Source organism: Streptomyces albireticuli (assembly GCF_002192455.1).
GTDB lineage: Bacteria > Actinomycetota > Actinomycetes > Streptomycetales > Streptomycetaceae > Streptomyces > Streptomyces albireticuli_B.
In genome coordinates, this window is the sequence record NZ_CP021744.1 from 7,486,440 (window position 1) to 7,512,253 (window position 25,814).

The window sequence follows — 25,814 nt, forward strand, 5'->3', positions numbered from 1 at the left end:
CGTTTCGTCAAAGTCCTGGACGTCGAAGGTCTGTCAGCGCCTGATCGCCTGTGGGCTGCCTGGCGTGTGCGGGAAGGACAGTTCCGCGGCGGTCAGCGGGGGACCCGTCAGGGGGCGGCGGCCGGGACCGCGCAGCACCGCGACCATCATGTCCGGTGTGACCAGGGTGGTGGCGGGTGCCGCGAGGGTCATGACGGAGATCAGTGCCGGGGCCACGGAGTGGCGTCCGGCACCGGCCATTCCGTGACGCCGAATTGACGTGCCATCAGGCGTCCCACAGGGCGCCGAGCGCCACGATCTCGTCCCGGTACTCGATCCGCTCGGCCCACTCCCGCGGCCACGCCCCCGCCCCGAGGTGCGCGCCGGCGAACGCGCCGGCCAGGCAGGCGACGGAGTCGGAGTCGCCCGAGGAACAGGCGGCCCGGCGCAGGGCGGTGACCGGCTCGCCGGGGAAGAGGAGGAAGCAGTGGAGCGCGGTGGCCAGCGCCTCTTCGGCGATCCAGCCCGCGCCCGTCGTCAGGCAGGGGTCGCGCTCGGGGTCGGGTGCGCGCAGTGCCGCGTCCAGCCGGTCGAGGGCGCCGAGACACTCGTCCCAGCCGCGGGCCATGAAGCTCTCCGGCCCGGCGTCCTGGGCGTGCTCCCACAGGTCGCCGAGCCAATGCGCGTGGTAGCGCGTCCGGTTCCCGGTCGCGTACGCGCGCAGCAGCCCCGTCAGCCCGGCCGGCCGGGCGCCCCGCGCCAGCAGGTGCACGGCGTGGGCGGTCAGATCGCTCGCGGCGAGCGCGGTCGGGTGCCCGTGGGTGAGCGCGGACTGGAGCTGCGCGGCCCCGGCGCGCTGCTCGCCGGTGAGCCCGGGGACGAGCCCCAGGGGCGCGACGCGCATGTTGGCGCCGCAGCCCTTGGACCCGGTGATGCTCGCCCGCTGCCAGGGGAGCCCGTCCCTGCTGAGCAGTTCACAGGCGGTGAGGCAGGTGTTGCCCGGGGCGCGGTTGTTGTCGGGGGAGCGCCACCAGGCGACGTACTCCTCGCGCAGCGGACCGACGAGCCGCTCCGGAGTGAGCGGACTGTCCTCCATGGCGGTCCGCAGGGCGCGCCCGAGCGCGAGGGTCATCTGGGTGTCGTCGGTGACGAACGCGGGCCGGGGCAGGTCCATCCGCCGCCAGGGCCCGTACGTGGCCAGGATCGACGGTACGTCGTCGAACTCGGTGGGAAAGCCCAGCGCGTCGCCGATGGCCAGCCCGGTCAGTGCCCCCGTCGCCTTCATGTCCTCACCTTACGAGCCGCCCCGGCGCCCGGTCGGCGCCGGGCGTTACCGGGGCGCGGGCGAGGGAACGGTGGCGGGTGGAGGCGCCGCGCCACCGTTCCGGAGGACCGCCGCCTCACTCCTGGGCGTCGCCCGGCCCGGTCGCCCCGGCCCGCGGCAGGATCAGGGCCGAGCCGGAGTGCAGCGTGATGCGCACCGGCGTCAGGCCCGTCGCGTCGGGCACCGGTTCGCCGGTGCCGGTGTTGCGGGCGAAGCGCGGATGGGCGCCCCCGCTGACCTGGAGGCGGACGCGGTGCCCGGCGGCGAAGCGGTGGGCGGTCGAGCTCATCGGGACCGTCGTCACCGAGGGGTCCTCGCGCCTCGGGTCGAGCCGGACCAGCCCGTCGCAGACGTTCGTCGAGCGGCCCTTCCCGTCGACGTCGCACAGCCGGGCGAAGACGTCGGCGTGCCCGGTGTCGGTGGACACCCGCAGCCGCGCGGAGACCGGTCCGAGGATCTCCAGGGGCTCGGTGAGCACGGGTCCGGTGAAGGTCAGGACGTCCTCGCGGGCCTCCAGGGCCTTGTTGTCGCGGGCTCCGGCCGCGGGGGAGAGGAGCTGGCCGCCGACGGAGGGGGTGGGGTCGGCCGGGTCGTAGCGGAAGGACGCGAGCGGACCGGGGTCCGCGGGCTCCTCGGCGGCGAGCCGCCCGTCGGGGGCCGGGAACCAGGGCTCCCCCGCCGGGGAAGCGGGCCAGTCGTCGAGGTCCCGCCAGGCGCCGTCCCGGCCGCCGACGTGCACGCGGACCCTGGTGGGGCGCAGGCCGGAGGGGTCGTCGCACAGGTGCGCGCGCAGCCAGGCCAGGGTCTCGGCGAACACCTCGGGCCAGCCCCGCTGGAGCGCGGAGGTGTGCGTCCAGGGGCCGATGAGGAGGCTGGTGGCACAACCGGCCCGGCGCAGCCGGCCGTACTGCTCGACGGTCTGGTCGAGCAGGGCGTCGTGCCACCCGGAGATCAGGCCGACGGGCACCGCCGTCCGGTCGGCCGCGTCGGCCGTGGACGCGCCCTCCCAGTGGGGGGCGGTGGCGTCCGGGTGGGCCATCACCTCGTCGAACCAGGGTATGCCGCCCCCGAGGCCGGGCCGGACGGACTCGCGCAGCGGCAGCTTCCGGGCGATCTCGCGCATGTGGCGCTGGAGGCGCAGCGTCGCGCGCAGGAACGTGCCGATCCCCTGGTGCTGATAAGTCATGCCGACGCCGACGGCGAGGGCGTTCTCCAGGCGGAGCGCGCCGTGCGAGTGGAACAGGGCGTGCGGGTCGTGCAGGCCGACCTGGACCGCCATGGCCCGCAGCTCCGGCGGCGGATCGAGGGCCAGCGCCCACTGCACGTACCCCAGATAGCTGGGGCCGGCCGTGCCCAGCCGCCCGTCGAACCAGGGCTGCTCGCGCAGCCAGGCCACGGTGGCCCGCCCGTCCGCCGCCTCGTTGTGCCAGAGGTCGAAGGTCCCTCCCGAGCCGCCCGTGCCGCGGCAGCTCTGGAGGATCACGTGGAACCCCTGCTCGGCGAGGAGGAGGCCGTACATCGGCGCCCAGGGCAGGCCCCGGCCGTAGGGCGAGCGCACCAGGACGGTCGGGAAGTCGCCCCGCCCGCGCGGGAAGTAGTGGTCCGTGAGCAGGGGGCTGCCGTCGGCGGCCGGTACGGCGAGCCCCGGCTCCCAGCCGACGTCGTGCCGCCGGGCGGGGAGGCCCCGCCAGGTCGCCCGCATCAGCCGTGAGGACAGCGGCGGCTTGCGTGACGGCCCGGTCCAGGTGGTCCTCGGTGCGACGTCCTGCGTGTGCGGTGGCGCCATGGGTCTCTCCCCTGTTCACGGTCGGCAGGTAATTCCGTACAGTGTACGAGAATAATGCCTGCTTGGATGGACACGGCAAGCACCCCTGCTCAGGCAGCGAACGGAAGGAAGGACACCGTGGCCCGCGGTGACGCGTCCGACGCCCCGCGCGTCGACCCCGAAGAGCTCTGGCTGCGCCCCGCGCGCCCCCGCCGGGGGCGCCCGCCGGCCTTCAGCCGTGAGGCGATCGCGGCGGCCGCCGTCGCCCTCGCGGACGCCGAGGGGCTCGGCGCCGTCACGATGCGGCGCGTGGCCGCGGAGATCGGCGCGGGCGCCATGTCGCTCTACAGCTACGTCCCCGACAAGGAGACGCTGGTGGAGCTGATGATCGACCACGTCAGCGGCGAGCACACGATGCCCGGGCTCCCGACCGGCGACTGGCGGGCCGATCTGAAGGCCGTCGCCCACGCCCAGCGCGCCCTGATGCTCCGTCACCCCTGGCTGCCCGCAGCGCTGCCCGGCCGCCGGACCCTCGGCCCCCGCACCCTGGACTTCCTCGAAGTCGTACTGGCCGCCCTGCGGCCCACCCGGCTGGACGGCGGCGCGCGGCTGGAGGTCTTCAGCCTGCTGACCGGCTTCGTCGCGGGGCACGTCGCGCACGAGGTCGCGCAGTCCGCGGTCGCCGGGGAGCCGGACCGGGCGGCGGCCGAGGCGCGCTACCTCGCGGCCGTCGCCGCCGACGGCGGCCACCCGGAGCTCGCCGAGGTCCTCGCCGCGCCCGCGCGGCCGACCACGCCCGACGAGACGTTCGCCCGGCTCCTCGACCGCATGGTCGACGGCCTGGACGCGGGCTGAGGCCCCTGGGCCCCGCTCCCTCCCGGCCGCCGCCGGGCCGGAGGTTCAGCGCGTCCGGCGATCGAGGGCGTCCGGCAGGGGCCGGGCCGGGGAGGACCCCCGGGGAGCGCCGGGAACCCGGAACCGGGCCACCACCGCCTTGCCGTGCCCGTGCGCGGCGGGCTCCACGCGCAGGGTGCCGTCGTAGGCGGCCGTCAGATCGGTGACGGTCCGCAGGCCGTCGCCCAGTGCCTCGGGGGACAGGTCGGGGAGGCGGGGATCCCGGTCCGCGACGCCGACGACGAGCTGCCCGGCCCCCACCGCGACGGTCACGTCCACGGTGGGGGAGTGGTCCCCGGCGTGCCGCACGGCGTTGGCGACCAGCTCGCTGACCACCAGCAGGACGGCGCCCGCGAAGGCGGTGTCCCGCCCGATCCCGTACTCCGTGAGCGCGTCACCTGTGTCGCACCGCACCTGTCGCACGGCCTCCGGGGCCGCCGGCACCGTCAGCAGGCGACGCCAGACCGGCGCGGGCCCGTGCTCGCCCGCCGCCGTCGGCCGGCGCTCGCGACGCCACCTCACCAGGCCGCCCCCGCGTCGGCCTGCCGCTGACCCGCGGGATTCCTGGTAAGGGCTCGGCGGGCGACACGCATCAGCTCGGCCATCTCCCCGTCCGCCGGCTCGTATCGAAGAATTCCCCAAGGCTAGCGCCCGTCCACCCGCCGTGACGGCAAAGGCGCGCGGCCGACGGTCCGCCGCCCCGCCCCACCGCCGGCGTCAGGCCGGTACGCGCCTCCCCGGTCCGGCCGCTGTCGCACGACACTGCCGGAGAGGCGTCACCCGGTCCTCAACCGAAGAGGAGCCGGTCGTGATTCACCTGAACGAGACGCTGGCCCTGCGGTCCGTAGAGGGGTTCTTGTCCCCGGACGAACGGGCGCAGCTCGTCAAGATCGTGGACGACGAACTCGCCGCGAGCGGACGGCGACCGGAGCGGCAGGCGAGGTGGTCCGGGCACCCGGCGACGCGTAGGCATCTTGCGCGAGGCCACCGCCCGCGCGCTGCCCGTGCTCCGGCGCGTGCTGCCGTCGGTCGCCGCGACGGCCCCTGGAGATACACCGAGTTGACGGTAGGTCAGGAGGTGCCCACCCACCTCGACGGCATCCCCGACCCCGGCGTCGCACCGCGTCGCGTCGGGCGGATCGGCGTATCCCTGGAGCAGCCGGACTCGGGCGGCGGGTTCTACGTCGAGACCCCCGCCGACCCGGCCGTCTGGGGCGGCGAGATGGTGGGCGAGAGGGAAGGGTACGCGGCGGGCACCGCACTGACCCGCACGCTGCCGAGCCGTCCGCGACCGCCCGGCGCGTCACCCGTCCTCGCCCAGGACCACGCCCCGCCCGGCGGGGAAGCGGTCCGGGCCGGGTGGACCGACAGCGTCATGAGCCGGCCGCCCGCGATCAGAGACGCCGCCAGCGGGCCATCGCGAGGGAGAACAGCCCGAACAGGGCCAGCCCCGCCGCGACCACGCCGAGCAGCCACGGACCGGCCGGGGTCCCTGCGAAGGTCCGGAGCGTGTCGTCCAGCCCCTTGGCCTGCTCCGGGTCGTAGGCGACGGCCGACTTGACGGCGAACCCGCCCGCGGCGGCGAACACGAGCCCCCGGCTCGCCCCGCCCCCGACGCCGAGGACGTCCATGGCCGTGCGGCCGGCCGGGGACATCCGCGCGAGGTCGAGCTTGTCGCGGTACGCGCGAGTGACCGCCCGCACCGTGATCCATACGCCCGCGGCCGCCACGGCGGCCCCCGCCCCGGCCACCAGCCACTGACCGGCCGGCCAGTCCAGCACCCGGGCGGTGGCGTCGCGCGACTGCTCGTCGGTGGAACCGGCGCCGCTGCCCCGCTCACCCGCGGCGAAGGCGATCACCGAACCGGCCACGGCGGCGTAGAACACGAAGCGCACGACCGATAGCAGCCGTTTGCGGGCCTTGCCGCCGTCCGGTCCCGCCGCGCCGAAGACCGCCTCCGACAGCCGCCACAGAGCCATGCAGACCATGCCGATGCCCACCGCCCACACCAGCACCTGGCCGAAGGGCTGCTCCGCCAGCTCCTGGACCGCTCCGCCCCGGTCCGCCTGCTCACCGGTGTCGAGGTGGGCGATGCGCAGCGCCAGCGTCCCGACGAGGAGGTAGATCACCCCGCGCGCCGCCAGCCCGGCGCGGGCGGCGACGACCGTCCCCGTCCCGCGCGCCGCCCGTGCCGTGCCGCCGTCCGGCCACCGTCTCATGATGTCGCCCTTCGGGTCGGGCCCGCCCGTCCGCCGGGACGAACCGTCCGTCCTCGCACCCGTCTGCCCTCGGAACCCGGGCGGAAACGACCGTACCGGCGGACCGGTCGCGGCACCGGGGACGCGAGGGCGGGCGGCGGCGCGGTTCGCCCGTATACCGGCGGACGGGGCGGGTGGCGAGGTCAGACGGGGGTGTGCGGCGCGGCCAGCTGCCTGGTGCCCGAGCGGACAGCCCAGAAGAAGATGCCCAGCGCGACGACGGCGACGGTGACCGAGTCGTACGGCGCCGGCAGCCGGCCCGACCCCTTGAAGGTGCCGAGCCACGACAGGGCCGTCAGCGCCCCCAGATAGACGACCAGCCAGGCGCCCGTGAGCAGCTCCGCCGCGAGCGACCGCTCGTTGTGCCCGGTGCGCCACATCGCCAGGAACAGCAGCAGCCCGGCCAGCACGAGCGGCAGCGCCAGGCGCAGGTCGTGCCAGCCCGACCAGTACACGAACTCACTGGACACCACGAAGCTCAGGGGCGCGATCCAGCGCAGCCCCGGCACCCACCCGGCCATCCTCTCCCCGCCCGGACCGGCCCGGAAGACGGCGACGGCCACCGCGGAGGCGGCGTAGATGAGGAGGTACATGTCGCCCATGACGCTGACGATGTTCTGCCAGCCGCCGAACGGCAGCAGGAAGAGGACGATCACGACGAGGTTCAGCAGGAGCGCCCGGTGCGGGATGCCGTAGCGCTCGCTGACCCGCATGAAGGCCCGGGGGATCGTACGGTTCTTGGCGAGGGCGTAGGTGTGCCGGGCGTTGAGGGCCACGCCCACGTACGCCGAACCACCGGGGGAGGCCACCGCGTCCGCGTAGAGCAGGCTGGACAACCAGTGCAGGTTGAGGATCAGCGCCAGCTGCCCGAAGGGCGACTCGAAGCTGACGCCCTTCCAGCCGTGCCCGAGCAGGTTCTCGGGGACGGTGAAGAGGAAGGCCAGCTGGAGGGCCAGGTACATCAGCACGGCCAGCGCGATGGCGGTCAGCACGGACGCCGGGAGGGTCCGGCGCGGGTTGCGCGTCTCGCCGGAGAAGTCCAGCGGTGCCTGGAAGCCGTTGACCGAATAGACGATGCCGCCGCCGGCGAGCGCGGAGAGGCACGCGGCGTACCCGTAGGGCGCGAATCCGCCGTGGTCGGTCAGCCGCCCCGAGTGCCAGCCCGAGGCGAACAGGGCGATCACCGTGACGACCGGCACGAGGACCTTGAACACCGAGACGAGGTTGTTGAGCCGGGCGAACGCCCGCACGGTGAACCAGTTCAGCGCCGTCAGCAGGACGCTCAGCGCGACGGCGACGCCCAGGCCGAAGGGGCTCAGCGTGCGGCCCGCGTAGATGTCCGGCAGGTAGTGGTCGGCGTACTGCATGATGGCGCTGATCTCGGCGGCGGTGCCGCCCACCGACAGCAGCACCGACCACCCGACGAGCGTGCCGACCAGCCGGCCGCTCGCGTACAGCGGCCAGCGCACCGTACCGCCGCCCTCCGGCCGCGACGCGCCCAGCTCGATCATGACGAGCGCCACGAGACCGCACAGCAGCCCCGCGCCGACCCACGACAGCAGGGCGGCGGGCCCGGCCGTCTGCGCCGCGTACATGGCGGCGAAAAGCCAGCCGGAACCGACGATGTTCGAGAAGCCGATCGCGGTCAGCCCCCAGAACCCCAGATGCCGGTGCAAGCGGCCTTCCTGTTCGAGCACCGTCGGCGCGACGGGCTCACCCCCTGCCGGCTGACGATCCGACACCGGACCCCTCCTCGTTCCCGATCCGGCGGAACCCCGCCGGGACGGCCGCGCGGGCGGTTCCCCCGCGGCTCGTGATCAGGATTCTCCCCGGCCGGTGACCTGGGGGTGAGGCAGGGCACCGGCGGACGGGCGCGCGTCGGCCCGGGGAAGGGGGCCGGCCGGCGCCCGGTTCGCGCGCCGCCGCCCGGTCCACCGCCACAGCGCGAACACGGCGGCGGCGACCACCAGATACGCGGGGACGAGGAGGACCGCGTCCGGTGCCGTCTGCTCCGCGGACCAGCCCGCGTGGCGCCGATCCCCTTCCCAGACCACCCGGTTGACGGTCAGAAAGGTGAGGTGGGTGCCGATGGCGGCCCACAGCGGGGCCCGGACCACCGCCGCCCGCGCCGCGACGAGAGTCAGCCCGAACACGGCCACGAGCACCAGGTAGTCGGCCGCCCGCTGACCCCCCGGCGCCAGGCCGACCGGTACCGGACCGGCGCCGATCAGCCGCGAGACCCCCGCCTGCACCACGGTCGAAGCCCCTGGGACCAGCAGGAACACCGCCGTCGTGCCGAGCGACGCGGCGACGCCGCCGAACCGCTCGCGCAGCGAGGTCCAGGTGTAGCCGCGCAGCGACGTCTCCTCCGGCAGGGCTTCCAGCAGGAGGGCGACCACCCCGTTCGAGACGACGAACCCGGCGAGCGCCACGGGGTCGGGGCTCGACCAGCGCAGCATGCCCGCGGCCGTACCCGCCCCGAGGACGAGCGCGGCCGCCACCGCGGTCACGCCCGCACCGGTCAGGAAGGCCCGCGCGCTCGCCCCGGCACCGCCGAACCCGAGCGCCGCCGGGGCGCGGCGGCCCCGGCGCGCGACGACGAGGACGAGCGGCACGGCCAGCGCGCTGACCAGCGCGGCCGGTATCAGCCGTGCCACGAGGCCGGTGGCTCCGACGGCCCCGGCGACCGCCGGGCCCAGGGCCGTACCGAGACCGAGGGCCGTGGCCATGACGAGACCGCCGAACAGGGCGCGGCGCAGGGCCGTGAGGTACGAGGGGGAGGCGGCGGGGCGGGAGGGCTCGGGCATGCGGTGGATTCCTGACACGGCGTCGACGCGGTGGACCGGTGTACCGGACTTCCACCCATCGTCGCCGCCGGTTCCGTCAGGGGCCTCACCAGCGCTGATGACTCGTTGGTCCATCCTTCGATGTAGCCGGGTGACCTGGTGGGTCGTAGGGCTCGCCCATACGCCTCAGGACCGGCCGGCTGGCGGGGGCACGGCGTCGTGCCCCCGCCCGCCGGAGGTCAGTTGTGCCCGAACTTCCGCGGCTGCTTGTGGGCGACCTCCGGGGTGGAAGGCCTCACCTCCCGGGTGACCGGTGCCTTCGGTTGCTCCTTCGTCTCCACGGTGGCGCGGTGCTCGTGTCCGCCGGTACGCGCGCCGCGGTTCTGCCGGGTCTGCTTCTTGCCCACGGTCCTGCCTCCTGTTACGGGGATCTCGGAGGATCGGCTACCACCAGACTGGCGTGTGCGGGCGGAGGGCGCATGTCGGCTACGGGGCGTGACCTGAGGGACGCGTCGGGTGGCCGCCGCTGTCGTGCCCGGCCGCGGAGGGCACGGACCGCCGCCTGCGACGAGCCCGCCGCCTGCCTAAGCCGGCGCGTGAGAGGCCGGCCGGCCCCTCACGCGCGATCTGGAGAGGCTCTAGAGAGGGGCCGAGAACCGCTCCCACGGTCCCAGGGCCGTCGCCCGTGCGCGCAGCATGCCGTAGCTGTCGCCGCCGTAACCCATCTCGGCCGACACGAGCTGGTCGTTCGCCTGCGAGGTGATGGTCGTGCAGCCCTGCCCGCAGTAGTTGAGCGAGAACCGCTCCCAGGGGCCTACGGCGGTCGCCCGCGCTCGCAGCATCGCGTAGCTGTCACCGCCGTATCCGAGCTCTGCCGAGACGTACCGGTCGTTGGCCTGTGACTGGATGGTCCAGTGCCAGTCGTTGAAGCAGACGGTGAACCGCTCCCAGGGCCCGATCGCCGTCGCTCGTGCCCTCAGCATGCCGTAACTGTCGCCGCCGTAGCCCAGCTCGGCCGAGACGAGCCGGGCGTTGGTGTGCGAGGTGATGACCACATGGTGATAACAGGCGGCGGACACCTGGGTCTTCGCGCGGTCCGCGACCACGTCCGCCAGGGTTTGCGTCGTGCCGCGGTTCGCGGGCGCGGCCGACGACCACGCGGTCGGGGCGGCTACGCCCGCGAGAGCCAGGAGAGCCGCTGCCACGACGCCCATACGTCTCGCGGCGCCTGTGACACGAAACGGTCTTGCCATGATTCCCCTTCCGGAGTGCCTGTGAGTTCCCTTCCGGGCGTGCGGTTGTCCCGGTGGCTCGGGTCCGACCGGGCGATCCCCGTGACCCGGGGACAGCGTTCCGCTCGGTCTTCGACTCGTGCGAACCGTAGGGCTGGTGGCATTGCCGCGCGTTCCCGACCTCTGTCGGGCGATCCGGCTGTGCGAACTGCCGGGAAGGACCTCCGAGATGACCGGCCGCCCCTTGCCGGGGGAGCCGTGGCAGCACCAGGCAACGTACAACCCGTCCGCCGCGCGGCCTAGGCGTTCACCGGCCGTCCTCGCGCGCCGGCGGCGGCGTCGCGTCGTGGCCGTGGTCGCCGAGGGCCACGGGATGACTGTCGCGGAGGTAGGCGGTGTGCGCGCCGCGTTCGGCCTCCAGGGCGGCGACGACCCGGCGGCGCAGGGGGCCCGGGAACCGCTCCAGTGCCACGTCCTCGGTGACGAACTCGGCCGCGCGGATCTCGTTCTGTTGCAGGGTCAGATCCTCGGCCCGTACCGTCCCCTCCAGGCGCGCGGCGAAGATGAGGACGACCACGGGGCGCCCGTAACCGGCGGCGGGCAGGTTGTCCACGGCCAGCAGGCGGCCGACGCGCAGCTCCCGCAGGCCGAGTTCCTCCTCCGCCTCCCTGGCGAGGGCGACCAGCAGCTCCTCGTGCTCGACGAAGCCGCCGACGATGTCCCAGCCCGGCTTGTACGTGGGTTCGACGATCAGCAGCCTGCCGCTCTCGTCCCGCACGAGCGCGTCCACGGCGACCAGGGGCGAGGGCAGGCCTCGCAGAAAGCGGACCAGCTCGGGGTCCTTGGGCTCGTGCGCAGGGGTGGACATGGGGCGCCTCCTCGTGGACGAGAACACCGACGGCGAAGGCGGCGTCCACACCATGGGCGCCGCCGTCCGCGCCGCCGACGGCGCACTGTACGGCGGCGTCAACGTCTACCACTTCACCGGCGGGCCGTGCGCCGAACTGGTGGCCCTGGGGAACGCCCGCGCCTCCGGGTGACCGAAGCCGGTCGTGGGGTGCCCCGCCCACGGGCTCGGTGGGCGGGGCGGTGGGTGCGAGGGCCGGCTAGGCCTTGAAGGAGCGGATCTGGTAGCTGCCCTGGAGGTTCCCGCCGGAAATGGCGGGCGTGGAGCCGACGCGCTTGTTGTGGTTGGTCTGCGTGTAGTACTGCACACGGTGCCTGGTGCCGTTCCACACGGAACGGACGTTCTGGCCCCGCTGGATGAAGGAACAGTCGTCGGCGGTGTTCGCCTTGCTCTCCTGCGACCACTGACAACGGGTGCCCCCGCCGTTCCAGTCGCTGTAGATGCAGAAGTGCCCGGGGGCGCAGGTGAAGGCGGCCTGGCGCGCGGGCGCCGCGGGGGCGGCCGTAGCGGTGGGCACGACACCGAGGGTGGCGGCCAGGGCGACCGCGGCGACGGCGAACGAGCGGATACGGCGCATGGATGAAACTCCTCTTCCTGGTGTTCCTGGTGTTCCTCGTGGGCGGCCGGGAGTGACCTGGTTGCCGCTCCGAACCGGCTGTTGCTCGGAACCGGCTGAGAAGGACCGCGCGCGAGCGGGAGAACACGGCCCGCCGACGGGTTCAGTCGGCCGGCCGTGTGAAAACGCCCTCAGTATGGTCCGCTCCTGTGGCCCTCTTCAGCTCATTCGTCCCCTGAGTCACCGCCCGCCGGTGTGCGGAGGCGCGCATACCGGAGGCGCGGCCGGGCCGAGCGCCGCCTCGTGCCGCGCACGCGCCCGGAGCGGTTCCGCCGCGCCGCCGTGTCGTGTGAAGGCCCACAGCACGAGCCCGAGGCAGCTGAACGTGGCACCCAGCACGCATACGGCGCCCCAGCCGGCCGCCGCGTAGAGGGAGGTCGAGGCGAGGGCGCCGGTGGCGCTGCCGAGGGAGTAGAAGACCATGTACCCGCCGATGAGCCGGCTGCCCGCGTCCGGGTGCAGCGCGTAGATCAGGGTCTGGTTGGTGACGTGGACCGCCTGCACGGCGAGGTCGAGGACGATCACCCCGACGACCAGGGCCCAGAGCGAACCGCGGGTGAAGGCCAGGGGCAGCCACGAGGCGGTGAGCAGTGCCAGGGCGATGCCGGTGGTCCGCCGGGAGAGTCCGCGGTCGTTCAGGCGGCCCGCCACGGTCGCGGCCGACGCGCCGGCGACACCGATCAGCCCCAGTGCCCCGATCGCGCTGTGGGACCAGGAGTACGGGGCCTCGCTGAGCGGCAGCGCGACGCTGCTCCACAGGGTGCTGAAGGCGGCGAAGACCAGCAGCCCGAACAGGGCCCGGAGCCGCAGCAGCCGTTCCCGTGCGAACAGGGTGACCGTGGAGCGCAGGAGCTGTCCGTAGCGCAGGGTGGCCGCCGGGACGGGACTGTGACGCGGCAGCACCCGGTGCAGGACCAGGGCGAGCAGCGCGGTGAGGCACGCCGAGGCGAGGTAGACGGAGCGCCAGCCGGCGAGGTCGGCCATGAGGCCGGATGCGGTGCGGGCGAGCAGGATCCCGCTGACCACGCCGCTGGTGACCAGGCCGACGACCCGTCCGCGCCCGGCGGGAGGGGCCAGCGACGCCGCGAAGGCCACCAGCGTCTGCGTGACGACCGAGAGGAGCCCCGTCGCGGCCATGCCCACGAGCAGCATCGCCGCTGTGCGGGCGACGGCCACCACGGCCAGCGCCGCCACCAGGAGCAGCAGCTGGGCCACGACGAGCCGCCTGCGGTCGGCCACGTCGCCCAGCGGCACCAGGAAGAAGAGCCCCAGGCCGTATCCGGCGTGCGTGAGGGTGACGACGCTGCCGACGAGCGCCGGGCTCATGCCGAGGTCGTGACCCATGGTCACCAGGAGCGGCTGGGAGAAGTAGACGTTGGCCACCGCGGCCCCGCAGGCGACGGCGAAGAATATGACGACGCGACGAGACAGGACGAACGCGGAGCCTGCCCCGCTCGGGGCCTCGGCCGGTCGTGTCACGGCCTCACAGTTGCCGGGCATCAGCACTCCTCCGCATATCTGGTTTCATCTTGCCACCGATGGCGGTGACGGTAGTCATCTTGGTAGCGTGTTGCAACCACTGTGAGAGTGAGGGACGACGCCATGGTGACCAGGACGCGCTTCGACGACAGCGAATGCCCCGTCGCCCGGTCGGTGGACGCGATCGGCGACTGGTGGTCCCTGCTGATCGTGCGGGACGCCTTCGACGGAAGCCGCCGCTTCGGGGAGTTCCAGCGCGGCCTCGGCGTGGCCAAGAACATCCTCACCGCGCGCCTGCGCACCCTGGTCGCCGGCGGCGTCCTCGAATCCGTCCCCGCCTCGGACGGCAGCGCCTACCGCGAGTACGTCCTGACCCCGAAGGGTGAGGCGCTCTTCCCCGTCATCGTGGCACTGCGGCAGTGGGGCGAACGGAACTTCTTCGCCCCCGGCGAACCGCACTCGGAGCTGCTCGACAGCCGAGAGGGCCGACGCCTCCGCCCGCTGGAAGTGCTGTCCGCGGACGGGCGCCGGCTGAACCCCGACGACACCACCGTCCACAAGGTCTCCGCCCCGTGAATCAGCGTTCGGTGTGATGCCCGGGAAAGCGTCCCGCGTGACCCGGTCCCGTCACGGGCCACGCCCCTGAAGCCCTTCCCCCGCGCGGCCCCCGCCGCCCGGCGCGTCACGGCAACAGCCCCCCGCCGCGCGGAATTCCCCCGTCAGGGTGGTTTCGGCCCAGCCGGGTAATCGGTCCCGAAGGTCATCCGTTTGTCACTCCGGTGCCGCACGCGAGGTGCGGGCCGGCCGACCGTACGCCGAGATGCGCAGAGGGGCACGATGACAGACGGAACCGTCCTGTTCGCGGTACGCGACCTCCCGGGAAGCGGGGGTACCGGCGCCGAGCAACTGCGCAGGATCCACAAGGAACTGGAAGCCGACGGCTTCGAGGTGCGCTGGGTCTCCACGGGCGAGGACGCCCGTGCGGTGCTGCGCACCGAGGCCGGTCTGGCCGCCGCCGTGGTGGACTGGACCCTGCCCGAGGACGGCAAGACAGGTGGCGAGGCGGGCGGGCCCGCCGTGCTCCGCCAGGTCGGGCGGCGGTTCCAGAACCTGCCGGTCTTCCTGGTCACGGCCGGGGAGGACTTCGAGCACCTGCCGCTGTGGGTGGCGGAGACCGTCGTCGGCTACGTCTGGCCGATGGAGGACACCGCGCCCTTCATCGCCGGACGGATCGCGAGCGCCGCCCACGGCTACCAGGAGGGCGTGCTGCCGCCGTTCTTCAAGGCGCTGCGGCGTTTCGACGACGCCCATGAGTACTCCTGGCACACCCCCGCCCACTCCGGCGGCGTCGCCTTCCTCAAGTCGCCGGTCGGCCGGGCCTTCCACGACTACTTCGGGGAGCGGCTGCTGCGCAGCGACCTGTCGATCTCCGTCGAGGAGCTCGGCTCCCTCTTCGAGCACTCCGGCCCCGTCGGGGAGGCGGAGCGCAACGCCGCCCGCGTCTTCGGTGCCGACCGCACCTACTTCGTCCTGCACGGCGACTCGACCTGCGACCGCATGGTCGGTCATTTCAGCGTCACCCGCGACGAGATCGCGCTGGTGGACCGGAACTGCCACAAGTCCGTCCTGCACGGCCTCGTCCTCTCCGGTGCCCGGCCGGTCTATCTCGTCCCCACCCGCAACGGCTACGGACTGGCGGGCCCCCTGCCGCCCGCCGAGATCGCCGCGGACGCCGTCGCCGCCCGCATCGCCCGTAACCCGCTGACCCAGGGCGCGGTCTCCCCCGACGCCCAGTACGCCGTGCTCACCAACTCCACCTACGACGGCCTGTGTTACGACGCCCTCCAGGTCGCCCGGGCGTTCGCGCCCAGCACGCCCCGGCTCCACTTCGACGAGGCATGGTTCGCGTACGCCCGGTTCCACCCCCTCTACGCCGGGCGGTACGGCATGGCGGTGGGCCCCGACACCTTCCCGGGCCCGGAGCGTCCGACGGTCTTCTCCACCCAGTCCACCCACAAGCTGCTGGCCGCCCTGTCGCAGAGCGCCATGGTGCACGTCAAGCCCGCGCCCCGGGCACCGGTGGAACACGACCGGTTCAACGAGGCGTTCATGATGCACGGCACCACGTCGCCGCTGTATCCGATGATCGCCTCCCTGGACGTGGCCACCGCGATGATGGACGGCCCGCAGGGCCACTGGCTGATCGACGAGGCGCTGGCCGAGGCCGTCCGCTTCCGGCAGACGGTCGTCCGCATCGGCCGGCGTATGGCGGCGGCGGGGGACCGGCCCGGCTGGTTCTTCGGCGTCTGGCAGCCCGAGACGGTGACCGACCCGGCCACCGGCACCCGGCTGCCCTTCGCCGACGCCCCCGCCGAACTGCTGCGCACCGAACCCTCCTGCTGGCAGCTGGAGCCCGGCGCCGACTGGCACGGCTTCCCCGGCCTCGCCGAGGGCTACTGCCTCCTCGACCCCGTCAAGGTCACCCTGACCTGTCCCGGCATCGACGCCACGGGGAACATGGCCGACTGGGGCATCCCGGCCCGCGTGCTCACCGCGTATCTGGCCACCAGGAACATCGTGGTGGAGAAGACGGACAGCTACACCACGCTCATCCTCTTCTCCATGGGTATCACCAAGGGCAAGTGGGGAACCCTGATGGACGCCTTGATGGACTTCAAGGCGCTCTACGACCAGGACGCCCCGCTGGAGAACCTGCTGCCCGAGCTGGTCGCCGCACACCCCCAGCGCTACACCGGCCGGACCCTGCGCGAGCTGTGCCAGGAGATGCACGACCACCTGCGCGAGGCGCGCCTGGTCGAGCTGCTCGACACGGCCTTCCAGGATCTGCCCGAGCCCGTCACCCCGCCGCAGCACTGCTATCAGCGCCTCATCCGCGGCGGCACCGAGCGGGTGCGGCTGGCCGACGCCTCCGGGCGGGTGGCGGCCGCCATGGTCACCGTCACCCCGCCCGGCATCCCCGTCCTGATGCCCGGCGAGAACACCGGTACCCCGGACGGCCCGCTGCTGCGCTACCTGGGCGCCCTGGAGACCTTCGACCGGCACTTCCCGGGTTTCCGCAGCGAGACGCACGGCGTCACGGTCGATCCGGAAAGCGGTGACTACCTCATCGAGTGCGTACGCCGGATCCCGGCCCAGCAGACCGCGAGCGCGGCGGGCGAGAGCGAGGCCGAGCCGGCGCCTGGTACGGCCGGTACGGCGTCGACGACGGGCTGACGCCGCCTGCCCGGCCGTACCGGCCGAGGGCCTCCCGCTCGTGCGAGCGCCCCTGCCCCGAAGCGAATCGGGGCAGGGGCGCGGGGCCGGGAGGCACGGCTCACCCGGAAGTCACTCGGAGGCCATGACGGGCCGCCAGCGCTGACCGGCCGCCCCCGCGTACGCCCACTGCTGGGCCTTCGCGCCGACCTTCGCGCCGGAGTTCTCGATCTCCAGGTTCTTGTCGCTGTTCTTGTTGGTGACGAAGCCGGAGCCGTCGCTGAACCAGAGGTCCCACAGCTGGGTGTCGACGCCGTCGACGCAGGTCCACTGCTGGGCGGGCGCGCCGTTGTCCTTACGGGAGTCGGCGATCTCCAGGCACTTGCCGCTCTCGACGTTGACGATCCGGTAGTTGTACTCGTCGGCCTTGACGAACTTCCACTCGGATCTCGAGGTCACACACGGGCCCTGCACGGCGCGGGCGCCGTTGTCAGGGGAAGCGTTCTCGATGGTCAGGCACTGGTTGCTGCCCTCGTTCACAAGGAAGTTCGAGGAGGCCGCGCGCGCGTCCGGCGCCATCAGGACCAGGGCGGCACCCGCGGCGGCGAGGGCCGCGACCTTCGAGGTGATCTTCATGTCGTCTCGCTTCGATCATCATGCGTCACTGCGGCGCGACCGCCGGAGTTGATCATGATCATAGATCGCGGATCCCGCTTTGCCCACCGGAATCGGGCATTTCACTTCTTCGTACCGCAACCCGGCGGTCCTGCCCGCTCCGTGGGCGGAAGACGCCGGTCGCCGACGGGCCGGACTCACCCGTCGAGCAGCGCGCGCTCCCACTCCTCCTCGCGCCGCTCGACGTACTCGCTGTCACGCCGCCAGATGTCGCCGTGGCCTTCGGCCCAGAGCCTGGCCCAGGGCTGGTCGCCCCGGGCGGACCGGTCGCGCAGGAAGTCGTGCATGGAACGCGTCCGCCGCCCCAGCAGGGGTACCAGACGGCGCCGTTCGGTCTCGTCGAGCCTGTAGGCGTCGGCGAAGACCCGCAGGCGGTACGCCGCGTCGGCGCGCCGCCAGGCGGGGTCCGCGGACAGCGGGACGAAACCGTGCACGGCGTAGGCGACGTCCCACAGCCGGGAACCGGGGCCCGCGGCGTCCCAGTCGATGAAGGCCCACCCGTCGCCTCCGCCCGGCCCGCCCGCCACGAGGTTCCACGGCGCCAGGTCGTGGTGGGCGATGATGTCGTCCCCCTCGGCGGGGACGAGCGCCTGCCACCGGGCGCCGGCCGGTGGCGTGAACCCTGCCACGGCGTCGTGGAAGTCCCTGATCAGCCGCGCGACCCGGGCCAGCCGTCGCGAGGGCTCCAGTAGGGCGAACCGGTCGGGCCGGACCACGTCGCCCGGCAGGAAGGTCAGTACCTCCCGGCCCCGCTCGTCGATCCCGAGGGGGCGGGGAGCCGCCCGGAAGCCCACGTCGTGGAGGTGGGTGAGCAGCGCGTGCACCGCCGGGGTCCACGGCCCCGCCGGGCGGCGGACGGTGTCGCCGACGCGGACGACCCCCTCGCTGACGTTCCCGCCGGACAGCGGCTGTTCTTCATCGTGTCGCACGGTGACAGTCTGATCGACCGGCCCTTCGCGATCACCTGGATTACGAGACCCGGGAGGGGCGGGGGCCGAGGGCCGTGCGGGCCCACGTCGGCGTGTCGGCGGTGCCCGCGGAGCCTCGCGGTCCGTACTGGTGGGGAGGACGATGCCCCGGCCACGTCAGGAGACGGCGATGCCCAAGATCACCCCGAATCTCTGGTTCGACACCCAGAGCAAGGAGGCGGCCGAGTTCTACTGCTCGGTGTTCCCGAACTCGAAGATCAACAACATCATGTACTACGGGGAGGCGGGCCCCCGGGAGCCCGGCACGGTGATGACCGTGGACTTCGAGCTCGACGGCCAGAAATACACCGCCATCGACGGCGGCCCCGAGTTCACGTTCAACGAGGCGGTCTCGTTCCTGATCAACTGTGACGGCCAGCAGGAGGTGGACCACTACTGGGAGAAACTCACCGCGGACGGCGGCCAGGAGATCCAGTGCGGCTGGCTCAAGGACAGGTTCGGGTTGTGCTGGCAGGTGTGGCCCACGCAGGCCGACGCGATCCTCGGTGACCCCGACAAGGAGCGCTCCGACCGCGCCGTGCGGGCCATGCTCGGCCAGAAGAAGATCGACCTCGCCGCGCTGCGGGAGGCCGCCGACGGAGCGTAGGAAGACCCCGACGCGGCGGTGCGCCGGCGCCCAGGGAGCCGGCGCGCCCATGTCATCCCGATCACTAGGGAAACATCTGAGCCCTTTTTGTCATCCTGTGTGGGCGTGAAGATCCGTTTGCCGGGTGCTACGGCGGGCGGAGCGCTGCCGGGCGGAGCGGTATGGACGAGACCGGCGGGAAGCCCCACCGGTCCGGGCCGCACCCCCGGCACCGGCGGTGCGCACGAGGAGGCGCACGCCTCATCCGACACAGCTGAGGAAGAGCTCATATGCCCGATCCCGCACGACTCCCGCTCACCGCGTATCAGCGCGACATCTGGTTCTCCGACACCCTCGTGCCGCACTCGCCGCAGTACTCGATCGTGCTGCGGGAGCGCTTCTCCGGAGACCTCGACCTCGACCTGCTGACGGCCGCCGTCCGGCACGTCCTGGCGCACAACGACGCGTTACGCATCCGCTGCGGGAGCACCGACGGCCTGCCCTACCAATGGCTGGAGCCCGAGGACCCGCAGCTGGCGGTGCTGGACCTGCGTGCCGAGGCCGACCCGGAGGCGGCCTGCCTGGCCTGGGCCGAGGACAGCAGGTCACGGCGCCTGCCGATCCTGGGCGGACGGCTCTACCGGGCGGCGCTGCTGCGGGCGAGCGACACCGTGGTGCACTTCCAGATCGTCATGCACCACCTGATCTCGGACGGCTGGACGCTCAACGAGTTCCGGAAGCAGGTCCTGCTGCGCTACGCGGAGCTGACCCGGGGCGAGGAGCGCCCGTCCGGCCCGGCCGCGCCCTCGTTCACGGACTTCATCGACGGCGACAGCCGCTACCGCGCCTCGGAGGCGTACGCGCGCGACCGGCGGTACGTGCTCGACACCCTGTCCGGAGCCGAGCCCCGGCTGTTCGCCAGGAAGGACTCCGGCGCCCCGCGCCGCGGCCTGCGCACCTCCTTCACCGTCGAGGGCGAGACCGTCGACCGGATCCTGGCCGGCGGCAACTCGCCCTTCTCCGCCGTCGTCGCGGCCTTCGGCATCTGCCTGGCGACCCTGCACGAGGCGGACGAAGCCGTCATCGGCGTCCCGCTCCTGAACCGCCACTCGGACGAGGAGCTCCGGGCGCACGGTCTGTTCACCAACGTGCTGCCGCTGCGCGTCCGGACCGACGGCAACCCCTCGATGTCCGAACTGGCCAAGCAGGTAAGGGACTCGACCCGGGGCCTCCAGGAACACCAGCGGATCCCCCTCGCGGACGTCCTGCGCGAGCGCTCCACGACGGGCGCGGAGCAGCTGTTCGACGTGACGATCAGCAATCTGCGCTTCCCCGCGCCGCCGAGCGCGCCGGGCCTGTCGGTCAAGGCCGACATGCTCCTGGAACTGCTGGAGACCAACGCGCTGGCGGTCACCCTGCACGCCTACGAAGGCGTCGGCGAGCTGCGGATCGACCTCGTGTACGCCGAGGACGTCTTCGACGAGCACCTGCCCGTCGCCGTGCTCGTCGAGGCGGTGCGGGAGCTGCTCCGGCAGAGCGCCGACCAGCCGGACAGCCCGGCCGGCCCGCCGCCCGGCCTCGCCGCCGCGCGGACCGTACCGGCGGCGAGCGCCGGGCCGGCGGCCGCCGTACCGGCGGAGTCCGGTGACGGCCGTCCCCGCACCGAGCTGGAGGCGGAACTGGCCGCCATCTGGGCGGACGTGCTGGAGGTGCCCTCGGTCGGCATCCACGACAACTACTTCGTCCTCGGCGGCGACTCGATCACCATGCTGCGCATCCGCGCCGGCGGCGAGCGGCGGGGCATCCACTTCTCGCTCACCGACCTCATCAAGGGCCCCACGGTGGCGCAACTGGCCACCCGCGCGGTCCTGGACGCCGGAGGCACGCACACGGCGACCGCCGTCACCCCGTTCGAACTGGTATCCGCGGTGGACCGGGGCCGGCTGACGGCCCTCGCGGACGCCTTCCCCCTGACCCGGGTGCAGCTCGGGCTGCTCTACCACAGCCGCCGGCACGAGAACTCGGCCGTCTACAACGACGTGTTCCAGTACTCCGTCGGCACGGCCTGGCACGAGAAGGAGTTCCGGACGGCCTTCGCCGGGCTCGTCGAGCGCCACCCGGTACTGTGCTCCTCGCTCGACCTCGCCTCCTACTCCCAGCCGCTGCAACTCGTCCACCACCAGGTGCCGGACGCCCTCGACGTCGTGGACCTGCGCGCGCTGCCCGGTGACGAGGCCGCCGCGGCGATCCGCGCGCACATCGAGGAACGGCGCTTCGTCCGGTACGAGTTCGCACAGGCACCCCTCCACCTCTTCCGGGCCCACGTCCTCGCGGACTCCGTCGAGCTGGTGTTCAGCTTCCACCACGCCCTCCTGGACGGAGGCAGCGTGGCCAACCTGATCACCGAGCTGCTCCAGGACTACGCGCACGGCATCGGCGCCGACATCCCGGCGGTCCCGGACGGCGACCTCCCCTCACCGGCCGACCACGTCCGCGAGGAGCTGCTCGCCCTGGACTCGGCGGACAGCCGGGCGTACTGGCGGCAGGCCCTGAGCGGTGTGACGCTGCCCCAGCTGGACGGCTTCCGCCTGGCGGAGGCCCCCGGCCCGACGGAACTCGTGGTCCACGACACCGAGCTCCCCGGAGCCGTGCAAGCGGCGGCCCGGCGCTTCGCCCAGGAGCACGAACTCCCCCTGAAGTCGGTCCTCTTCGCCGCCTACTGCCTGACGATGAGCTCGCGCTTCTCCACCCGCGACTTCGTCACCGGCCTGGTCACGCACGGACGGCCCGAACTTCCCGGGGCAGAGCGCATCGCCGGCCTGTTCCTGAACACCATGCCGGTCCGGGCGGACCTCTCGTACCTGACGTGGCTGGAGACGGCCCGCGCCCTCTTCGCCCAGGAGCAGGAGAGCCACCCCCACCGGCGCTACCCGCTGAGCGCCATCCAGAACGACGAGGGCGCCGAGTTCGTCCTGGAGTCCGCCTTCAACTACGTCCACTTCCACCAGCTGGCCGCGGTGCTGAGCCTGCCCGAGGTCCGGCTGCTGGACTTCCGGACCTGGGAGGAGACCAACTTCAAGATCCTGGTCAACGCCTACGTCGACCCGCTCGACGAGAGCATCCGGCTGCGCGCCGACTTCGACGGGGCCGTCTTCACCCCCGCACAGGCGGAGCTGTTCACCGACACCTACGTCCAGGTGCTGCGGCGGATGACCGAACGCCCCGGGGAGACCGTGGACTTCGGCTTCCTGGCCCCGGAACCGGCCGCCCTGACCCCGGTGACCGGGGAACCGCGGGACGTGGTCACCCTCTTCACCGAGCAGGCCGCGCGCACGCCCGACGCGGTCGCGGTGGCCTTCGACGGCGGCCGGTGGACCTACCGGGAGCTGGCACGGGCCGCCGACCGGGTGGCCGGACACCTGCGCGCCGCCGGGACCACGACCGGCGACCGGGTGGCCGTCGCGCTGGACCGCTCGCCGGAGCTCATCGCGGTCGTCCTGGGCATCGCCAAGGCCGGCGCGGCCGTCGTCCCGCTGGACACCGCCTACCCGGCGGAGCGGCTGCGCATGATGCTGGAGCAGGCCCGGCCCGTCCGGGTCGTCACCGACCCCGGCCACGCCCACCTGGCCGGCGACCCGGACATCCTGCTGCCGGTCGGGACGGTCACCGGCGAGGACCACCCGCACGGCCACGACCCGGCACCGGTGACGGTCTCGCCGCAGGACATCGCCTACGTCCTCTTCACCTCGGGCTCCACCGGAGTGCCCAAGGGCGTGCGGATGCCGCACCGCTCACTGGCCAACCTGATCGCCTGGCAGAACGGCGCGCCCAGTGCCGCGCCCGGCGGCACGACCTTGCAGTTCGCCCCGCTGAGCTTCGACGTCTCCTTCCAGGAGATCTTCTCCACCCTCACCTCCGGCGGCGTCCTCCAGCTCGTCTCCGAGGCACAGCGGCGGGACGCCCGCGCCCTGCTCGACCTGCTGGACACCGCCCGTGTGGAGCGGGTCTTCCTGCCCTACGTCGCGCTCCAGCAACTCGCCGAGACCTCCAACGCGCTCGGCCGGACACCCGCCCACCTGCGGGTCGTGGTCTCCTCCGGCGAGCAGCTGCGGGTCACCGAGGAGATCCGCCGCCTCTGCGCGGCACTGCCCGGCGTGGTCCTGGAGAACCAGTACGGCCCGACCGAGTCGCACGTCGTCACCCGCTTCACCATGACCGGGCCGGCGAGCGCCTTCCCGGCACTGCCGCCCATCGGCTCGCCGATCGCCGGCTGCGCCGTGCACGTGCTGGACGAGCGGCTGCGACCGGCACCCGTGGGCGTCCGGGGCGAGATCTACCTGGACGGCGCGTGCCTGGCCGACGGCTACCTCGGCGGCCCGGAACAGACCGCCGAGCGGTTCGTGCCGCACCCGTTCACCGGGCAGGGCCGCCTCTACCGCACCGGCGACCTCGGGCGCGTGCTGCCCGGCGGTGACATCCTCTTCCTCGGCCGGGCGGACACCCAGCTCAAGGTCCGCGGCTTCCGCGTGGAACCCGCCGAGGTGGAACTCGCGATCACCGGCCGGCCGGACCTCTTCCCCGGCATCCGCGAAGCCGCGGTGGTCGCGCGCCACCGGGAGGGCACGGACTCCTTCCTCGCCGCCTTCCTCGTCGCGGACGCCACCGGCACCGCGGCGGCCGACCTGGAGAAGATACGCGCCGGCCTGCGCCGCACGCTGCCCGAGCACATGGTCCCCTCGCACCTCCAGTGGGTGCCGGACCTGCCGCTCACCCCGAGCGGCAAGCGCGACGACGCCGCGCTGCGCCGCCTCCCGCTGCACACCGACGCGCCCGACGAGTCGGCCGCGCCCCGCGACGAGTACGAGCGGACGCTCGCCGAGATCCTCGCCGAGCTGCTCCACCTGCCCGCCGTGGGCGTGCACGGCGACTTCTTCGACCTGGGCGGCACCTCGCTGACCGCGATGCGCCTGGTCGTCCTGATCAAGCAGCGGTACGGGGTGGACATCCCCATGTCGCGGTTCGTCACCACGCCCACGGTCAGCGGCCTGGCCGAGCTGCTGCGCTCCGGCGAGGCGCTCTCCACCTTCGACCCGCTGGTGCCGTTCCGCGCCGAGGGCACCCGGCCGCCGCTGTTCTTCGTCCACCCGGCGGGCGGCAACGTGCTCTGCTTCGCCCAGCTGGCCAAGCACCTCCCCGCCGACCAGCCGTTCTACGGGCTCCAGGCGCCCGGCACCGAACTGGGCAGCGAGCCGCTCCGCTCGGTGGAGGAGCTGGCGACCAGCTACCTGAAGGCGATCCGCGCCGTGCAGCCGCACGGCCCGTACACCCTGGGCGGGTGGTCCTTCGGCGGCTTCGTCGCGCTGGAGATGGCCCGGCAGCTCCACCAGGTGGGCGAGCGGACGGCCAATGTGTTCCTGCTGGACACGGTCGCGCTGGAGCCCGGCAAGATCACCAGCATCGACGACGACGCCCTGCTGACCTGGTTCTTCTGGGAGCTGCTGTTCCTGGAGCTCGGCGGCGAGTCGCCGGAGGCGCACATCCCGCGCCATCTGGACGACCTGTCCGAGAAGTTCGAGTTCATCGCGCAGCGCGGCGTGGACCTCGGCGTACTGCCGCCCGGCAGCTCGGCGGCGATCGTGCGCCGGCTGTTCAAGGTGTACGCGGCGAACTGGCAGTCCGCCCTGGACTACAGCGGCAAGCGGTTCGACCTGGACTTCACGCTCATGCGCGCCACGCAGCCGCTGCCCCAGGTCCTGCTGGACATGCACACCACCGCGGGCACCCTGCACCGCGACCCCCGCAACGGCTGGGGCGACCGTACGACCGGCGAACTGACCGTGGTCGAGGTGCCCGGGGACCATCTGCTGATCATGGAGGAACCGTACGTGCCGGTGATGGCCGAGAAGATCATGCGGATGGTCGACGAGGCGTCCGGCGGTGCCCGATGACCCGGGGTCCGCTCAAGGCGATCGTCGTCGGCGCGGGCATCGGCGGCCTGGCCGCCGCCATCGCCCTGCGCAAGGTCGGCGTCGACGTGGAGGTGTACGAGCGCGCCGGCGAGCTGCGCGCCACCGGCTCGGCGCTCTCGGTGATGTCCAACGCCGTCACCGCCCTGGCCGACCTGGGCATCGACCTGCACCTGGAGAAGCACGGCCGGCAGATCCAGCGGTTCCAGATCAGGACCGGCCGGGGCCGGCTGATCCGCACGCTGCCGTTCCCCGACGCCTGCCGCGACGCGGGCGCCCCCAGCTTCTGCGTCAGCCGCCCCGACCTCCAGCGGGCGCTGCTCGCCGAGGCCGGGGACTGCCCCGTCGAACTCGGCGCCGTGGCCACCGGCTTCACCCGCTCCGGCGACGGCGTCGAGGTCACCTTCGAGGACGGGCGCGTGGCACGCGGCGACGTGCTGATCGGCGCCGACGGCTTCCACTCCGCCGTCCGGCGGCAGCTGGCCGGACTCGACGACGCCCGCGACGGCGGCTACGTGTGCTGGCTGGGCATCGTCCCCTTCCGGCACCCCCGCTTCACCACCGGCTACGTGGGCCACTACTGGGGCAGCGGCCAGCGCTTCGGACTGATCGACATCGGCCACGGCCGGGCGTACTGGTGGGGCACCCGGAACATGCCCCCCGAGGCCTCGCACCACTGGCGCGGCGGCAAGGGGGAGATCCTGCGCACCTACGCCGGCTGGGCCGAGGAGGTGCGGGAAGTCATCCGGGTCACCCCGGAGGAGGACATCCTCGCCGTGCCCGCCCAGGACCGGCCCTTCCTGGAGCACTGGGGCCGGGGACCGGTGACGCTGCTGGGCGACGCCGCGCACCCCATGCTGACCAGCCTCGGCCAGGGCGCCGCGGTGGCCATGGAGGACGCCGTCGTGCTGGCCCGGTGCCTGACCACGGCCGCCGACCCCGCGCAGGGCCTGCGCCGGTACGAGGACCTGCGCCGGGAGCGGACCCGGGAGCTGGTGGCGGCCTCCCGCGCGGCCAGCGACGCCCAGCACCTGGAGAACCCGGTGCGCCGCACCCTCCGCGACCTTCAGCTGAGGTGCGCCTCGCGCCGGTCGCTGCTGGCACGGGACACCGCCATGCTCACCTTCACACCCGTCCCGGCCACGCCATGAGCGGCGCACACCGCA

21 protein-coding genes are annotated in these 25,814 nt (G+C 73.3%); 7 read left to right on the top strand and 14 right to left on the bottom strand.

Going from position 1 to position 25,814, the window contains the following annotated elements; all coding sequences use genetic code 11:
- Positions 1 to 33: 33 nt before the first annotated feature.
- The 3 genes from SMD11_RS32140 to SMD11_RS32150 form a co-directional block, all read right to left on the bottom strand.
- Positions 34 to 240: a hypothetical protein gene (locus SMD11_RS32140; protein WP_159395423.1), complete on the bottom strand. Its 207-nt coding sequence runs from the start codon at positions 238 to 240 to the stop codon at positions 34 to 36.
- 25 nt (positions 241 to 265) lie between these two features.
- The gene (locus tag SMD11_RS32145) at positions 266 to 1,264 is read right to left on the bottom strand and encodes an ADP-ribosylglycohydrolase family protein (protein WP_087929784.1); all 999 of its coding nucleotides are present in this window, start codon (positions 1,262 to 1,264) and stop codon (positions 266 to 268) included.
- Positions 1,265 to 1,379: 115 nt separating this feature from the next.
- Positions 1,380 to 3,005 carry a CocE/NonD family hydrolase gene (locus SMD11_RS32150; protein ID WP_087930865.1) on the bottom strand — a complete coding sequence of 542 codons (1,626 nt, stop codon included), beginning with the start codon at positions 3,003 to 3,005 and terminating at the stop codon, positions 1,380 to 1,382.
- Positions 3,006 to 3,206: 201 nt separating this feature from the next.
- Here SMD11_RS32150 and SMD11_RS32155 point away from each other — a divergent pair, with 201 nt between their 5' ends.
- Complete coding sequence (locus SMD11_RS32155) at positions 3,207 to 3,923, top strand: TetR/AcrR family transcriptional regulator (protein WP_234366268.1); 717 nt, start codon at positions 3,207 to 3,209, stop codon at positions 3,921 to 3,923.
- Positions 3,924 to 3,968: 45 nt separating this feature from the next.
- Here the strand turns inward: SMD11_RS32155 and SMD11_RS32160 are convergent, their stop codons facing one another.
- The 7 genes from SMD11_RS32160 to SMD11_RS32185 form a co-directional block, all read right to left on the bottom strand.
- Entirely contained in the window at positions 3,969 to 4,484 is a 516-nt protein-coding gene (locus SMD11_RS32160) for an ATP-binding protein (protein WP_234366269.1), read from the bottom strand.
- An 872-nt stretch (positions 4,485 to 5,356) separates the two neighbouring features.
- Positions 5,357 to 6,181: a DUF1206 domain-containing protein gene (locus SMD11_RS32165; protein WP_087929787.1), complete on the bottom strand. Its 825-nt coding sequence runs from the start codon at positions 6,179 to 6,181 to the stop codon at positions 5,357 to 5,359.
- 182 nt (positions 6,182 to 6,363) lie between these two features.
- On the bottom strand, positions 6,364 to 7,896 hold the full coding sequence (locus tag SMD11_RS32170; RefSeq protein WP_087929788.1) for an APC family permease: 1,533 nt from the start codon (positions 7,894 to 7,896) through the stop codon (positions 6,364 to 6,366).
- A 141-nt stretch (positions 7,897 to 8,037) separates the two neighbouring features.
- Positions 8,038 to 9,027 carry a type II CAAX prenyl endopeptidase Rce1 family protein gene (locus SMD11_RS32175; protein WP_199844001.1) on the bottom strand — a complete coding sequence of 330 codons (990 nt, stop codon included), beginning with the start codon at positions 9,025 to 9,027 and terminating at the stop codon, positions 8,038 to 8,040.
- Between the two features lie 218 nt (positions 9,028 to 9,245).
- Positions 9,246 to 9,413: a hypothetical protein gene (locus tag SMD11_RS36030; RefSeq protein ID WP_199844002.1), complete on the bottom strand. Its 168-nt coding sequence runs from the start codon at positions 9,411 to 9,413 to the stop codon at positions 9,246 to 9,248.
- Positions 9,414 to 9,644: 231 nt separating this feature from the next.
- Entirely contained in the window at positions 9,645 to 10,211 is a 567-nt protein-coding gene (locus SMD11_RS32180) for a fascin domain-containing protein (RefSeq protein WP_159395424.1), read from the bottom strand.
- 334 nt (positions 10,212 to 10,545) lie between these two features.
- Entirely contained in the window at positions 10,546 to 11,106 is a 561-nt protein-coding gene (locus SMD11_RS32185; RefSeq protein WP_087929790.1) for an NUDIX domain-containing protein, read from the bottom strand.
- Here SMD11_RS32185 and SMD11_RS32190 point away from each other — a divergent pair.
- On the top strand, positions 11,105 to 11,278 hold the full coding sequence (locus tag SMD11_RS32190; protein ID WP_199844003.1) for a cytidine deaminase: 174 nt from the start codon (positions 11,105 to 11,107) through the stop codon (positions 11,276 to 11,278). The two genes, SMD11_RS32185 and SMD11_RS32190, sit on opposite strands and share 2 nt — an antisense overlap.
- 66 nt (positions 11,279 to 11,344) lie before the next feature.
- Here SMD11_RS32190 and SMD11_RS32195 read toward each other — a convergent pair whose 3' ends face one another.
- Entirely contained in the window at positions 11,345 to 11,722 is a 378-nt protein-coding gene (locus SMD11_RS32195) for a peptidase inhibitor family I36 protein (protein ID WP_087929791.1), read from the bottom strand.
- Between the two features lie 219 nt (positions 11,723 to 11,941).
- Entirely contained in the window at positions 11,942 to 13,261 is a 1,320-nt protein-coding gene (locus tag SMD11_RS32200; RefSeq protein WP_107421988.1) for an MFS transporter, read from the bottom strand.
- A gap of 102 nt (positions 13,262 to 13,363) precedes the next feature.
- Here SMD11_RS32200 and SMD11_RS32205 point away from each other — a divergent pair, with 102 nt between their 5' ends.
- Both SMD11_RS32205 and SMD11_RS32210 read left to right on the top strand, forming a co-directional pair.
- Positions 13,364 to 13,816, top strand: a complete 453-nt coding sequence (locus SMD11_RS32205) for a winged helix-turn-helix transcriptional regulator (RefSeq protein WP_087929792.1) — start codon at positions 13,364 to 13,366, stop codon at positions 13,814 to 13,816.
- 261 nt (positions 13,817 to 14,077) lie between these two features.
- Positions 14,078 to 16,474, top strand: a complete 2,397-nt coding sequence (locus SMD11_RS32210) for an Orn/Lys/Arg decarboxylase N-terminal domain-containing protein (RefSeq protein WP_087929793.1) — start codon at positions 14,078 to 14,080, stop codon at positions 16,472 to 16,474.
- Positions 16,475 to 16,585: 111 nt separating this feature from the next.
- Here SMD11_RS32210 and SMD11_RS32215 read toward each other — a convergent pair whose 3' ends face one another.
- Both SMD11_RS32215 and SMD11_RS32220 read right to left on the bottom strand, forming a co-directional pair.
- The gene (locus SMD11_RS32215) at positions 16,586 to 17,089 is read right to left on the bottom strand and encodes an RICIN domain-containing protein (RefSeq protein WP_087929794.1); all 504 of its coding nucleotides are present in this window, start codon (positions 17,087 to 17,089) and stop codon (positions 16,586 to 16,588) included.
- Between the two features lie 176 nt (positions 17,090 to 17,265).
- Positions 17,266 to 18,057: a phosphotransferase gene (locus SMD11_RS32220; RefSeq protein WP_087929795.1), complete on the bottom strand. Its 792-nt coding sequence runs from the start codon at positions 18,055 to 18,057 to the stop codon at positions 17,266 to 17,268.
- A 169-nt stretch (positions 18,058 to 18,226) separates the two neighbouring features.
- Here SMD11_RS32220 and SMD11_RS32225 point away from each other — a divergent pair, with 169 nt between their 5' ends.
- The 3 genes from SMD11_RS32225 to SMD11_RS32235 all read left to right on the top strand — a co-directional run bounded on the left by SMD11_RS32225 (position 18,227) and on the right by SMD11_RS32235 (position 25,799).
- Positions 18,227 to 18,703 carry a VOC family protein gene (locus SMD11_RS32225; RefSeq protein ID WP_087929796.1) on the top strand — a complete coding sequence of 159 codons (477 nt, stop codon included), beginning with the start codon at positions 18,227 to 18,229 and terminating at the stop codon, positions 18,701 to 18,703.
- 269 nt (positions 18,704 to 18,972) lie between these two features.
- Complete coding sequence (locus SMD11_RS32230) at positions 18,973 to 24,630, top strand: non-ribosomal peptide synthetase (RefSeq protein WP_087929797.1); 5,658 nt, start codon at positions 18,973 to 18,975, stop codon at positions 24,628 to 24,630.
- The gene (locus SMD11_RS32235) at positions 24,627 to 25,799 is read left to right on the top strand and encodes an FAD-dependent monooxygenase (RefSeq protein ID WP_087929798.1); all 1,173 of its coding nucleotides are present in this window, start codon (positions 24,627 to 24,629) and stop codon (positions 25,797 to 25,799) included. Before SMD11_RS32230 ends, SMD11_RS32235 begins: the two co-directional genes overlap by 4 nt.
- Positions 25,800 to 25,814: the final 15 nt, after the last annotated feature.